The 14,819-nt window shown below is 73.2% G+C and carries 5 protein-coding genes; all 5 read left to right on the top strand.

Features of this window, described 5'->3' with window-relative positions; translation table 11 throughout:
* Positions 1-63: 63 nt before the first annotated feature.
* The 5 genes from Vgi01_RS24370 (at position 64) to Vgi01_RS24350 (ending at position 14,767) form a co-directional block, all read left to right on the top strand.
* The gene (locus Vgi01_RS24370; protein ID WP_373307026.1) at positions 64-6,558 is read left to right on the top strand and encodes a non-ribosomal peptide synthetase; all 6,495 of its coding nucleotides are present in this window, start codon (positions 64-66) and stop codon (positions 6,556-6,558) included.
* A complete protein-coding gene (locus tag Vgi01_RS24365) occupies positions 6,555-11,660 on the top strand; it encodes a non-ribosomal peptide synthetase (RefSeq protein WP_204292582.1) in 5,106 nt (1,701 codons plus the stop codon). The genes Vgi01_RS24370 and Vgi01_RS24365 overlap by 4 nt, the downstream gene beginning before the upstream one ends.
* A 103-nt stretch (positions 11,661-11,763) precedes the next feature.
* Positions 11,764-12,873: a saccharopine dehydrogenase NADP-binding domain-containing protein gene (locus Vgi01_RS24360; protein WP_204292579.1), complete on the top strand. Its 1,110-nt coding sequence runs from the start codon at positions 11,764-11,766 to the stop codon at positions 12,871-12,873.
* Positions 12,870-14,003, top strand: coding sequence for a Gfo/Idh/MocA family oxidoreductase (locus Vgi01_RS24355; RefSeq protein ID WP_204292577.1), 1,134 nt, complete (start codon positions 12,870-12,872; stop codon positions 14,001-14,003). The genes Vgi01_RS24360 and Vgi01_RS24355 overlap by 4 nt, the downstream gene beginning before the upstream one ends.
* Complete coding sequence (locus tag Vgi01_RS24350) at positions 14,000-14,767, top strand: thioesterase II family protein (protein ID WP_204292576.1); 768 nt, start codon at positions 14,000-14,002, stop codon at positions 14,765-14,767. The genes Vgi01_RS24355 and Vgi01_RS24350 overlap by 4 nt, the downstream gene beginning before the upstream one ends.
* Positions 14,768-14,819 lie beyond the last annotated feature (52 nt).

Below are 14,819 nucleotides of genomic sequence, written 5' to 3'. Positions count from 1 at the left end.
TCGCTGATAGCTTAGCGCCAGCCGACCGGAGACGTGGTAGAGGCTTACTGAGGAGACGCGACATTGGACGTTGCCGTCGACACCGATCCGACCCTGACCCTCGACCGGATGCGGGAGGACGTCGCGGAGGCCCTCGGCTGCCCGCCGTCGTTGGTGGGGGACGACGACGACCTGCTGATGCTCGGCCTCGACTCGATCGCACTCATGCGGTTGGCCAGCCGCTGGCACAGTCAGGGCGTCCCGGTCACCTTCAGTGAGCTCATCGAGTGGCGCACCCTCGCGCAGTGGTGGGCGCTCATCGAGCAGCGTCACGCCGAGGCCCGCCCGGCACCGCTGCCACCGGTGGAGGTGGACGAGTCCGCGCCGTTCGGCCTGGCCACCATGCAGCACGCGTACTGGATCGGTCGGGCCGACGGGCAGCCCCTCGGTGGTGTGGGCGCCCACTTCTACAACGAGTTCGACGGGTCCGGCGTCGACCCGCAGCGGCTCGACGCCGCCGTCCGCGCGGTGCTGCGCCGCCACGGCATGCTCCGGGCCGAGTTCCACGCCGACGGCACCCAGCAGATCCGGCCGGAGAGCCCGTGGCCGGGCCTGACCGTGCACGACCTGCGCGACCTGCCCCCGCAGCGGTGCGAGGAGGAGTTGGCGGCGCTGCGGCACCGGCTGTCCCACCGGCGGTTGCGGGTGGAGGAGGCGGAGACCTTCGACATCCAACTCTCTCTGCTGCCCGGCGGCGCCACCCGGGTGCACGTGCACGTCGAGATGCTTGTCGCCGACGCGCACAGCTTCCGGCTCGTCCTGTCCGACCTGGCGGCCTGCTACCGGGATCCGGACCGACAACTGCCCCCCGTGAACCTCAGCTACCCCGCCTACCTGGCCACCGTCGCCGCCCGCCCCGACGAGGCGCGCGAGCGGGCCCGCGAGTACTGGCGCGAACGGCTGGACACCCTGCCCGGCCCGCCGCAGCTGCCCACCGCCGTGGACCCGGCCACCGTGGCCGGCCACCAGGTGGTCCGCCGCTACCACTGGCTGACCCCGCAGCAGCAGGCGGAGCTGGAACGGCGCTCGGCGGCGGCCGGAGTCACCCTGTCGATGGTGTTCCTCGCCGCGTTCGCCGAGGTGCTGGCCGCGTGGAGCAGCAGCGGCCGATTCGTGCTGAACCTGCCGATGTACGACCGCCGCCCCGTCCATCCCGAGGTCGGCGAGGTCGTCGGCGACTTCACCAACCTGATCCTGCTGGAGCTCGACACCACCGGGCCGGTCGGCTTCGTCGACCTGGTCCGCCGGCATCAGGACCGGCTGCGCAGCGACGCCGCAAACGCCGCGTACAGCGGCGTCGACGTGCTGCGCGACCTGTCCCGCGCCCGCAGCGGCCAACCCGTCGGTGCGCCTGTCGTCTTCACAAGCGCGTTGAGCCTCGGCGAACTGTTCGACGCCGAGGTCCGCAACTGCTTCGGCCGGCCCGGCTGGACCATGTCCCAGACCCCGCAGGTGTGGCTGGACTACCAGATCACCGAGCGCGAGGACGGGCTCTACCTCAACTGGGACGTCGTGGACGAACTGTTCCCCGACGGGTTCGTCGACGACATGTTCGCCGCGTACCTGGGGATCGTCGACTGGCTGCTCGACCCGGCCACGGACTGGTCCGGGCGCGCCCCGATCGCACTGCCCGAACGTACCCGGGCCGCGCGGGCGGCGGCCAACGACACCACCGGCCCGGTCGACGATCGGCCGCTGCACCACGACGTGTTCGCCCGCGCGGTCCGCGAGCCGGACCGCCCGGCGGTGCTGTCCGCCACCGGCGTGCTCACGTACGCCGAACTCGCGGGCCGGGCGCAGGCGCTGGCCGACGAACTGACCACCCGCGGCCTGGCCCCCGGGGAGGCCGTCGCCGTCACCCTGCCCAAGGGCCCCGACCAGATCGTCGCGGTGCTCGGCGTGCTGCGGGCCGGCGGTGTGTACGTGCCGATCGGCGTCGACCAGCCCCAGGCCCGGCGCGACCTGATCCGGGCCACCGCCGACGCCCGCTTCACCGTCACCACCGCCGACGCCGCGCACGACGCCACGACGCTTACCGTCCCCGCCACCGGCGTGCCGGTACGCGCCGACGCACCGACGGTCGACGGCGAGCAGGACGCGTACCTGTTGTTCACCTCCGGCTCGACCGGTACGCCGAAGGGGGTGCGGGTGCCCCACCGGGCGGCCCGCAACACCCTCGACGACCTGGTCGAGCGCTTCGACATCGGCCCGGACGACCGGGTCCTGGCGGTCTCGGCGCTCGACTTCGACCTGTCGGTGTTCGACATGTTCGCACTGCTCGGCACGGGCGGCGCGGTGGTCACCGTCGACGAGGACACCCGCCGTGACCCGGCCGCCTGGTTGCGTCTGGTGCACGAGCACCGGGTGACGATCTGGCAGTCCGTACCGGCCCTGCTCGACCTGCTGCTGACCCAGGCCGAGGCGGCGGGCGACCGCTCGGTGCCGCTGCGACTGGCGGTGCTCGGCGGTGACCGGGTCGGCCTCGACCTGGCCGGTCGGCTGGCCCGGCTGGCCCCGGACAGCCGGCTGTACGGTCTCGGCGGCACCACCGAGACGGCGATCCACTCCACCGTGCAGGCCGCCCCGGTCGACCCGCCGCCGCACTGGCGGTCGGTGCCCTACGGCGTGCCGCTGCGCAACCAGCTCATGCGGGTCGTCGACGAGCACGGCCGGGACCGGCCGGACTGGGTGCCCGGTGAGCTGTGGATCGGTGGCCGGTCGGTGGCCGCCGGCTACGCGGGCGACCCGCAGCGCACCGCCGACCGGTTCGTCGAGTACGACGGGCAGCGCTGGTACCGCACCGGTGACCTGGCCCGGTACTGGCCCGACGGCACTGTGGACTTCCTGGGGCGTACCGACTTCCAGGTCAAGATCAGGGGACACCGGATCGAGCTGGGCGAGATCGAGGCCGCGCTGGAGCGCGACCCCGACGTCTCCCGCGCGGTGGCCCAGGTGGTCGACGGGAGCAGTCTCGCCGCCGCCGTCACCGTCACCCGGGCCGACGCCGACCCGCAGGCGATCCGGCAGCGCGCCGCCGAACAGCTGCCGCCGTACATGGTGCCGGCCGTGGTGGTGGTCCTCGACGCCTTCCCGCTGTCGGCGAACGGCAAGATCGACCGTTCCCGGCTGCCCGAACTGGTCGCCACCCGGCCCACCGCCGCGGGCACCCCGCCGCGCGGCGAGGTGGAGATCGCCGTCGCCGCCCTCTGGTCGGAGCTGCTCGGTGTGCCCGAGGTGCACCGGGAGGACAACTTCTTCGCCCTCGGCGGCGACAGCCTGGTCGCCACCCGGCTGCTGGCCCGGCTGCGCGAGACCGGCATCACCGGCGCCGAACTGCGCCACCTGTTCCACGCCCGCGACCTGGCCGAATTCGCGGTACGGCTACACAGCAGGGGAACCACCGCCCAGCGGCGCGAGCTGAGCGCCGACCTGGTGCACCGGCACGACCCGTTCCCGCCGACCGACGTGCAGCGCGCGTACTGGATGGGGCGTACCGACGACTTCGCGCTCGGCGGGGTCGGCTCCCACTGGTACTGGGAGTTCGACGGCGGGGACGTCGACCTCGACCGGCTGAACCGAGCGGTAAACATGCTCATCGCGCGGCACGAGATGCTCCGCGCCGTCTTCGACGACAACGGCGACCAGCGCATCCTGCCCGAGGTGCCGCCGTTCACCATCACCGTCCACGAGGGACCGGAGCACCTGGAGACGCTGCGCGAACAGCTGTCCCACCGTATCCCGGACCCATCCCGGTGGCCGCTCATCGACATCCAGGCCGTACGGCACCCCGGCGGCACCCGCGTCGCGTTCAGCTTCGACTACATCGTGCTTGACGCGCTGAGCATCGTCATCTTCTTCTCCGAGCTGTCCACCCTCTACCGCGACCCGGCCACCGAGCTGCGCCCGCTCGGGGTGTCGTTCCGCGACTACGTGCTCGGCGCGACACCGCCGCCGGAGGCGATCGAGCGGGCCGGAGCGTACTGGCGTGGACGGCTTGACGACATTGCGCCGGCCCCCGCGCTGCCGCTGGCCGTCGACCCGGAAACCCTTGTCGCTCCGAGGTTCGTCCGCCGCGAGCGCAGCCTCACCCCGCAGCAGTGGACGGCGATCACCCACTGGGCCCGCGAGCACCGGCTCACCCCGGCCGCCGTGCTCGCCACCGCGTACGCCGAGGTGCTCAGCGCGTACAGCGGGCAGGACGCGCTGACGCTGAACCTGACCATGTTCCAGCGCCACGACGTGCACCCAGACATCGGCGCGATCCTCGGCGACTTCACCTCGCTGGTGCTCGTCGGCTACCGGGGTGCGGCGCAGCAGCCGTGGCGGGAGACCGCGCAGCAGCTCCAGCAGGACATGTGGGACGGGCTGGAGCACAACGACGTCTCCGCGCTGTGGGTGCTGCGGGAGTTGGCGCGCCGACGCAACAGCGGCACGGTCAGCATGCCGATCGTGTTCACCAGCGCCCTCGGTGTGGCCGCCGACCTGGTCAACATGCGGTTCCCGTTCGGCGAGTTGACCTGGGGCATCTCGCAGACCCCGCAGGTGTGGCTGGACAACCAGGTGATGGAACGCGACGGCGGGCTGACCTTCAACTGGGACAGTGTCGACGAACTGTTCCCCGACGGGCTGCTCGACGCCATGTTCGACGCGTACCACCGGTTGTTGTGCTGGCTCGCCGACGGCGAGTGGGACCGGCCGCTGCCGGACCTGCTGCCGCCGGGGCAGCGCGCGATCCGGGCCGCCGTCAACGCCACCGAGGCCCCGGCACCCGACCACACCCTGCACGGGCCGTTCTTCGCCCGGGCCGCCCGCGACCCCGACCGGCTCGCGGTCGCCCACGGCGAGACCTCGATCAGCTACGGCGAGCTGGCCACCCAGGCGCTGCGGATCGCCGGTGCGTTGCTGCGCGCCGGGGTGGAACCGGGTGATGCGGTGGCCGTCACCGTGCCACGCGGCCCGGACCAGGTCGCCGCGGTGCTCGGTGTGCTGGCCGCCGGCGCGTCGTACGTGCCGGTCAGCGTCGACCAGCCCGCCGCCCGCCGCGACCGGATCTACACCAAGGCGCAGGTGACCGCCGTGGTCGGCCGGCCCGGCGCGCATCACCTGCCGACGGTCGCCGCCGACGTGGACACGCCGCCGCTGCGGGGGCCGGTGACGGTCGCCGCGGACGCGCTGGCGTACACGATCTTCACCTCCGGCTCGACCGGCGAGCCCAAGGGAGTGGAGATCACCCACCGGGCCGCTGTCAACACGGTGACCGACATCAACTCCCGGTACGACGTCGGACCGGACGACCGGGTGCTGGCGGTCTCCGCGCTGGACTTCGACCTGTCCGTCTACGACATCTTCGGGCTGCTGACCGCCGGTGGGGCGCTCGTCGTGCTGGCCGAGGAGGAGCGCCGGGAGGCGCGCCGCTGGGCGCAACTGGCCCACCGCTGGGGCGTGACGGTCTGGAACTCGGTGCCCGCGCTGCTGGACATGCTGCTGGTGGCGGCGGGCGACCACCCGCCGGCCGGCCTGCGACTGGCCCTGCTCTCCGGTGACTGGATCGGGCTGGACCTGCCGGGTCGACTGGCGCAGGTCGCGCCGCACGCCCGGTTCGTCGCCCTCGGCGGGGCCACCGAGGCCGCGATCTGGTCGAACGCCTGCGAGGTCGAGGCGGTGCCGGAGCACTGGCGTTCCATCCCGTACGGCCGTCCGCTGCGCAATCAGCGTTACCGGGTGACCGACCCGCGTGGTCGGGACTGCCCGGACTGGGTGCCGGGGGAGCTGCGGATCGGCGGCGCCGGGGTGGCGTTGGGCTACCGCAACGCCCCCGACCTGACCGCCCGGCAGTTCTCCGTCGACGACGAGGGCTGCCGCTGGTACCGCACCGGGGACCTGGGCCGGTACTGGCCGGACGGGACGCTTGAGTTCCTCGGCCGGGTCGACTTCCAGGTCAAGGTGCGTGGGCACCGCATCGAACTGGGCGAGATCGAGGCCGCCGCCGAAGCCCACCCGCAGGTCGGGCGGGCGGTGGCGATGGTCGTCGGCCAGGCACCGAGCCAGCACATCGGCCTCGCCGTCGTACCCGCCACCGGGGGTACCGAACCGGACCTGGCCGGCTGGCTGACCGAGCGGCTGCCCGCGTACATGGTGCCCGAGTACGTCGTGACGGTGGACCAGTTGCCGTTGACCGCCAACGGCAAGGTCGACCGTCAACGGCTCGGAACGCTGCTGCGCGCCGATCCGCTGGACGACGCGGCCGAGCCGCCCAAGGGGCCCACCGAGGAGAGCCTCGCCGCGCTCTGGTCGCAGCTGCTCGACCAGCCGGTGGACGACCGCCGGCACAGCTTCTTCGCCCTGGGCGGGGACAGCCTGCTGGCCACCCGCCTGCTGGAGGCACTGCGCCAACGGTTCGGCGTGGACATGACATTGCGACAACTGTTCGCCGTACCCGTGCTCGCCCAGCTCGCGGCCGCTGTCGACGAGCAGCTCCGCGCGTCGGCCGACGACGACGTCGAGGAAGGTGTCATATGAGCAACGACCCCCGCATCCCCGTCGAGCGGCTGGTCACCGACCTCGAACAGGCCGGACTGCGGCTGTGGGCCGAGGACGGCGCGCTGAAGTTCCGCGCGCCCGCCGGCTTCATGACCGACGAGCGGCGCGCCCTGCTGCGGGCCCGCCGGGACGAGATCCTCGACCACCTGGCCAACGGCCGGATGCCGCGCGTCGTACCGGACACCGACCACCGCCACGACCCGTTCCCGGTCACCGAGGTGCAGTCGGCGTACCTGCTGGGTCGCGGTTCCACATTCGCCTACGGCGGCGTCGCCTGCCACGGCTACGGCGAGCTGCACTACCCGGACCTGGACCCGGAGCGGATGACCCGCGCCTGGCAGACGCTCATCGCCCGACACGACATGCTCCGCGCGGTGATCGACATCGACGGCTCGCAGCGGGTGCTGCCGCAGGTCGAGGAGTACCAGGTCGGGGTCCGCGATGTGCGCGGGCACGACCGCGACGAGTTCGACCGGGCGGTGGCGCAGGTACGCGCCGAGATGGACCACCGGGTGTTCCGGCCCGACGTCTGGCCGCTGTTCGAGGCGCGGGTGACCCGTGGTGACGACGAGGCCGTCCTGCACGTCTCGGTGGACTTCCTCATCGCCGACTTCGTCAGCATCCAGATCATCCTCAACGAGCTGCACCACCTCTACCACGACGCCGGGCCGCTGCCCGAGCTGGAGATCGGCTTCCGGGACTACCTGCTGGCCGAGCGGAACTGGACGGCGAGCCGCCGGGAGGCCGACCGCGACTACTGGCTGCGCCGGGTGGACGAACTGCCACCCGGCCCGGAGCTGCCGCTGACCAGCCGCGCCCGGCAGACCGAGGGCCGGTTCCGTCGGCTGGCCACCACCCTGGAACCCGAGCTGTGGGAAGGGCTGCGCAAGCACGCCGGCCAGCACGACGTCAGCCCGTCCGGCGCGGTACTCGCCGCGTACGCGCACGTCATCGCCGCGTGGAGCCGCCGTCCCACGTTCACCCTGAACGTCACGCTGCTCAACCGGCTGCCGCTGCACCCGCAGGTGCCCGCCGTGGTCGGTGACTTCACCGGCGTGGAGCTGCTCGCCGTCGACCAGAGCGGGGCGGACAGCTTCGACCGCTGGGCGCGGGGCGTGCAGGCCCAGCTCTGGCAGGACATGGACCACCGGGCGTTCTCCGGCATCGAGGTGATGCGGGAGATCACCCGCCGTCGCGGTGCCGACGCGGCACTGTTCCCGGTCGTCTTCACAAGCGCGATCGGTCTCGGCGAGGCAGGTGCCACCGAGTCGGTGTCCCAGGGGCGGCTCGGTTACGGCATCAGCCAGACCCCGCAGGTCGTCATCGACTGCCAGAACTCCGAGCGTGACGGTGGACTGTCGACCAACTGGGACGTCCGCGAGGGAGTCCTGCCCGACGGGGTGGCCGACGACATGTTCGCCGCCTTCGAGGAGCTGTTGCGGGAACTCGCCACCGACGACCAGGCGTGGCAGCGGCCCCCGTCGAGCCTGCTGCCGCAGCGGCAGCGCGAACGCCGCGAGCAGGTCAACGCCACCGACGCCCCGCTGGCCCGGGCTCGGCTGCACGACGCGGTCTTCGCCCAGGCCCGGCGTACGCCGGACGCTCCGGCTGTCATCCACGGCACCACCACGCTCAGCTACGCCGACCTGGTCGCCCGGGCCACCGGCGTCGCCAACCGGCTCGTCGAGTCCGGCTGCGCACCCGGCGATCTCGTCGGGGTGACCCTGGAACGCGGCCCGGAGCAGGTCGTGGCCGTCCTCGGCGCGCTGCTCGCGGGCACGGTGTACGTGCCGGTGGACACCGTGCAGCCCGCCGCCCGCCGCGAGACCATCCTCACCGGTGCGGGTGTCCGGCACGTGCTGACCTCGCGGGAACTGGCCGCCGGCTCCTGGCCGGTCGAGGTGATGGCCGTGGCGTTGGACGACGTGCCGCCGGCCGATCCGCCCGCCGAACCGGGCGGGGCGCGGCCCGAGGACCTGGCGTACGTCATCCACACCTCGGGCTCCACCGGCACGCCGAAGGGCGTGATGATCACTCACGAGGCGGCGTTGAACACCGTCCTCGACATCAACTCCCGGTTCGCCGTCGGCGCGCAGGACCGGGTGCTGGGCCTGTCCCAGCTCGGTTTCGACCTGTCGGTGTACGACATCTTCGGCCCCCTCTCCGTCGGCGGTGCCCTGGTCATCCCGGACGCCGAGCGGCGCGCGGACCCGTCGCACTGGGCCGACCTGGTGGCCGCCCACGGGGTGACGGTGTGGAACTCCGTCCCCGCCCAGCTCCAGATGCTCTCCGGTTACCTCGGGGTGGCCGGCACCGCGCTGCCCACCCTGCGGCTGGCGATGCTCTCCGGCGACTGGATCCCGGTGGCCCTGCCCGACCAGATCCGTGCCCAGGTGCCCGGTCTGCAGGTGATGAGCCTGGGTGGGGCGACCGAGGCGTCCATCTGGTCGATCCACTACCCGATCGGCACGGTCGGCGAGGACTGGGCCAGCATCCCGTACGGTCGGCCGCTGGCCAACCAGACCTTCCACGTTCTCGACCCGCTGCTGCGGCCCTGCCCCGACTGGGTCACCGGCGAGCTGTACATCGGCGGGTTCGGCCTGGCGCGTGGTTACCTGAACGACCCGGAGCGCACGGCGGAACGGTTCATCGTGCACCCGGTCACCGGGGAACGGCTCTACCGCACCGGCGACCTGGGCCGGTACCTGCCCGACGGCGACATCGAGTTCCTCGGCCGGGAGGACCACCAGGTCAAGATCCGCGGTCACCGGATCGAGCTGGCCGAGATCGAGACGGCCCTGCAGAGCCACCCCGACGTCGCCGCGGCGGCGGTGCTTGTCGCGGGCGATCAGCCGTTGGAGCGTACGCTCGTCGCCTTCGCGCAGCCCGCCACCGCGACGCCGCCCGCCGAGGACGTGGCCGAGCTGGCCACGGTCGCGGCCCGGGCCGGCGACGCCGCGCTCGACGGCGTCGACCCGGACCGTTACCTGGAGTACGCCCACCGCCTCGACCAGGTGGCCCTGCCGGCCATGGTGGACACCTTCCGCCGCGCGGGACTCTTCGCCACCCTCGACGACCGGCACACCGCCGCCGAGATCGTGGCCGCCACCGAGGCCGCGCCCCGGCACCACCGGCTGCTGCGTCGCTGGCTCGCCGCCCTGGTCACCGAGGGCCTGCTGGCCGTCGACGGCGATCACTACCGGCTGACCGCCGAGGTGGCACCGGACGCGCTCGACGTGGCGTGGGCGGCCGTGGACGCGGCGGCGCTGCCCGGCGAGGAACGCCTGCTCGACTACTTCCGGGGCAGCATCCGGCATCTGCCCGCGCTGCTGCGCGGCGACGAGGACCCGCTCAAGCTGCTCTTCCCCGAGGGCCGGCTGGACGTCTCCCAGCAGCTCTACGAGGAGGCGGTCTTCAACCGCTGGGCCAACCGGGCCGCCGGTGCCGTGGTGGCCGAACTCGGCAGCCGTCGCCGGCACCCCGGCCCGCTGCGCGTGCTGGAGGTCGGCGCGGGTGGTGGCGGCACCACCGCGGCGGTGCTCGACGCGCTCGCCGGGCAGGAGATCGACTACCTCTGCACCGACCTGTCGCCCTACTTCGTGGGGCAGTCGCAGGCCCGTTTCGCCGAGGTGCCCGGTGTCCGGTTCGGCCTGTACGACCTGGACGCCGACCCGACCGAGCAGGGTCTCGCGCCCAACTCCTTCGACCTGGTCGTCGCCGGGGACGTGCTGCACGCCACCGCCGACGTCGACCGGGTCCTGGACCAGCTGCGCGGGCTGCTCGCTCCCGGCGGCTGGCTGGTCGCCCTGGAGATGACCCGGGACCACTACCAGATCATGACGTCGCTGGAGCTGCTGGTCCGGCTCGACGACGCCACCGGCGACTTCACCGACGACCGCGCCGGAACCGGGACCGTCTTCCTGGCCCGCGACCGGTGGCGGGACATCCTCGACCGGGCCGGTGCCGACCTCGACGTCTGCCTGCCGGCCGAGGACACCTTCGTCGGGCGGATGGGCATGTGTGTGCTCGCCGCCCGGTTCAAGGCCGACCGCGCGCCCGTGCACCCCCGTGGGCTCACCGATCACCTGCGCGCCCGGCTGCCCGAGTACATGGTGCCCGGCACCCTGGAGATCCTCGACGAGCTGCCGGTCACCGACAACGGCAAGATCGACCGCCGGTCCCTCGCCGGGCGGCTGGGCCGCCGGCAGAGCGGGACGCAGGCCGGGCTGCCCGGCGCGGCACCCGAGACCGACCTCGAACGGGATCTCGTCGCGATGTGGAGCGAGGCCCTGGGCACTCCCGTCGGCCGCGACGGCAACCTCTTCGAGCTGGGCGGGGACTCGCTGGTCGCCGCCCAACTGGCCGGACGGATCATCGAGGAACTGCCGCTGGCCCGTACCCTCTTCTTCGACGAGGTGCTGCGCAACCTGCTCGAACTGGCCACCGTCGCCCGGCTCGCGCAGTGGCTGACCACCGCCGCCGAGGCTGGCGAACAGCTGCCGGAGGCGGGCCGGCAGGGGCCGACCGAGCTGCTCGTCGCCGTGCACGCCGAGGGTGCCGGCGTACCCCGGATCTTCCTGCCCGACGAGTCGGGATCGACCGACGGGGTGGCCTCGCTCGCGTCGGCGCTGCGGCCGGCCGCACCCGCCTGGGCACTCACCGGCGCGGGGCTGGCACTGCTGCCCTCGGTGGACAACGCCGCCGCCGCGTACGCCCAGGCGGTCGTCGACGCCGACCTGGCCCAGGTGGAACTGCTCGCCCACGGAGCGATGGCGGTCCTCGCCGTCGAGGTGGCCCGCAACCTCACCGAACGCGGGGTGCTCGTCGAAGGGCTGCGGCTGCTGGCGGGTCACCGGCCCGCACCCGGGGACGACCCGGTGCGCGACGCCCTCGCCCGGCACGAGCCGTCCATCTACGCCGGGGACATCACGCTCGTACAGCCGGCGCAGGACGCGGAGATCGAGTTCTGGGAGGACCTCTGCCTCGGCAGCCTCGACGTGGTCGACACGGACCTGTCGGCCGACCAACTGCGCTGGTCGGCCGAGCCCGCCGTACTGACCGCCGTGCTGGGTCCGGCGTGATGGGCTGCCCGCTCTGGTCCGGACCAGGACGAATCCCGGTCGTCGCCCGGTCCGGGTCGCCGGAGGTCTCCCCCGCCCGGGCCGGGTCGCCGGAGGTCTTCCGGTGACCGGGACGGCGCCGGTGGTGGGTGTCGTCGGCGCGGCCGGCGCGGTCGGTTCCGTCGCGGTGACCGAGTTGCACCGGCGGGGCCGGCACACGCTGCGCCTCGCCGGTCGCCGCCGCGCACCCCTCGACGCGCTGGCCGACGGGCTCACCGCCACCGGATCCCCGCCCACCGTCGAGGTGGTCGACCTCGACGACGCCGAGGCGTTGCACCGCTTCTGTGCCGGCTGCGACGTCGTGCTCAACTGCGCCGGCCCGGCCTACCTGGTGGAGGACCGGGTGGCGCGGGTGGCGCTCGCCGCCGGTGCCGACTACGTCGACGCCGCAGGTGACGACGTCCTGTGGGAGCAGGTGCGGGCCTTGTTGGCGGGAGCGCCGGAGCGGACCGCGGTGATCTCCGCCGGCATGATGCCCGGCCTGAGCGCACTGCTGCCCCGTCATCTCGCCGCCGTCCTGCCGCAGCCGCCGCGCGCCCTGCTGGGCTACCTCGGTGGTCGGGACCGGTTCACCGCCACCGCCGCAGCGGACTATCTGCGGGTGGGGGAGGGGTTCGGTCAGGCCGGGACGGCGCTGACCGCAGGCGTACGACAGCCGCTGTCCACCCGTACCGACGTGGAGTTGCCGTTCTTCCCGGAACCGGCGACGGCGGTGCCGTACCTGAGCACCGAACTGGAACGGGTCGCCCGGGACCTGGGCGTCACCGACGCCACCTGGCACTCGGTCTTCGCCGGGCCGCACGTGGCGCAGGTGCTGCGGCAGCCCCCGGCCGGCGGGGACGCCGCCGAGGCGTTGCGCCGCGCCGCCGAACTGGACGCCTTCGGGCAGGCGACCTACCAGCTGTTCGTGGTGGAGCTGACCACAGCCGCCGGTGACGCCCGGACCCTCGTGCTGCGCGGTGCCAGCGCCAGCGCGCTCACCGGCGCGTTCGCGGCCGTCGCCGTGGCGGCGCTCACCGGGGGGAACCTGGCTGCCGGCCTGCATCTCGCGGGGGAGGCGCTCGACCCGCAGCTCGCCGTGGACCTGCTCGGCGGCTCTGCCGCCGTGAGCGACCTGAGCGTGTTCGACGGTGAAGCCGCCCACGTCGGCGGCCACGTGGAGGAGGCACTGTGAGGCAACGTCCCCGGGTCGTCGTCTGTGGCGCCCGATTCGGTCAGGTCTACCTGGAGGCGTTCCGCAACCCGGAGCTGCCCTTCGAGTTGGCCGGTGTGATCGCTGCCGGCAGCGAACGCTCCCGCGCCTGCGCCCGCCGCTACGACGCGCCGCTGTACACCGACCCGGACCAGCTGCCCGACGACATCGACATGGCGTGTGTGGTGATCCGTGGTGGCCTGCTCGGCGGACGGGGCTCGGAGCTGGCCCGCGCGCTGATGGCCCGCGGCATCCACGTGCTCCAGGAGCACCCCCTGCACCACGACGAGCTGGCGGAGAATCTGCGTACCGCCCGCCGACACGGCGTCGTCTACCACCTGAACCCGTTCTACACGCACGTCGCCCCGGTACGCCGGTTCGTGGCGGCGGCGCAGGAGTTGCTGCGGCGGCAGCGTCCGCTCTACATCGACGCGGCGGCCGGGTTCCAGCTGGCGTACTCGCTGCTGGACATCCTCGGACAGTCGCTCGGCGGGGTACGGCCGTTCGCCTTCGGCGACCTGCCCGCGACGACGCCGACGGTCGCCGCCGCGACCAGCCTGGACATCCCCTTCCGCAGCCTCGACGGGGTGCTGGCCGGGGTGCCCACCACGCTGCGGATCCAGAACCAGATGGACCCCGCCGACCCGGACAACTACGCCCACCTGATGCACCGCATCAGCATCGGCACCGAGGCCGGGAACCTGACCCTGGTCAACACCCACGGGCCGGTCGTCTGGTCGGCCCGCCCCGACTTCCCCCGCGAGGTCGCCGACCCGAACGCCGACCCCCACTACGCCACCATGCCGGACGACGCGCAGGCCCCCAGCGCCGTCGTGCTCGGCCCGGCCACCGTGCCGTCGTACCGGCACATCTTCCGCAGCCTGTGGCCGGCCGGCATCGCGCACGCCCTCACCGAGCTGCACCAGGCCGCCGAGGAACGGCAGGATCCGTTGCGCCGGGGGCAGTACCACCTGTCGCTGTGCAAGCTGTGGCAGGACCTGACGCTGCGGCTCGGCCCACCGGAGCTGCTCTCCTCCACCCCGCCCGAGCCGTTGACCGACGACGACCTCAAGGCCATCGCCGCCGCCGGTGACGAGGCGGCCCGACCGTGAGGGGGACCGCGCAGGCCACGTCCTGGTTGCGCCGCTACCGGCCGCGTCCGGCCGCGACCTGGCGCCTGGTCTGCTTCCCGTACGCCAGCGGCAACGCGACCTTCTACCGGCAGTGGGCCGTACGGCTGCCCGCCGAGGTGGAGGTCGTGGCGGTGCAGTACCCCGGTCGGCTGGACCGCATCCACGAGCCGTGCGTACGGGACATGGCCACGATGGTCGACGGGATCGTCGCCGCGCTGCAACCGTTGCTGCACACCGACTTCGCGCTGTTTGGGCACAGCATGGGTGCCGCCGTCGCGTACGAGGTGGCGCACCGGCTCGAACACGGTCTCGGCGCTCCGCCGCGCCGGCTGATCGTCTCCGGTCGGCCGGCCCCGCAGCACCACCGGCCGGGCGTCAAGCACCTCGGCAGCGACGAGGATCTCTGGGACGAGCTGCGTCGCCTCGGTGGCACCACCGACGAGGCGCTGGCCCACCCGGAGCTGCGCAGCGCGTTGATGCCCACACTGCGGGCCGACTACCGGCTCGTCGAGACCTACCGGCCCACCTTCGGTGCGCCGCTGTCGGTGCCGGTCACCGCGATCACCGGCGACGACGACCCGGAGGCACACGTGCCCGAGGTCGCCGACTGGCGGCGCTGCACCACCGGGGACTTCCAGCTCCGGGTGCTGCCCGGGCACCACTTCTACCTGATCGACCGGCAGGCCGAGGTGCTCGACCACCTCCGCGAGGCGCTCGGCCTGCCCGCCGGTCAGCCGCACTGACCGTCGAACGCCGTCGGCCCGCTGCCCTGCCGGCCCGGCTCCGGCCCGGAGC

Origin of the sequence: Micromonospora gifhornensis (assembly GCF_016863515.1) — a bacterium.
GTDB lineage: Bacteria > Actinomycetota > Actinomycetes > Mycobacteriales > Micromonosporaceae > Micromonospora > Micromonospora gifhornensis.
This window is presented reverse-complemented; position numbering and strand designations above follow the sequence as displayed.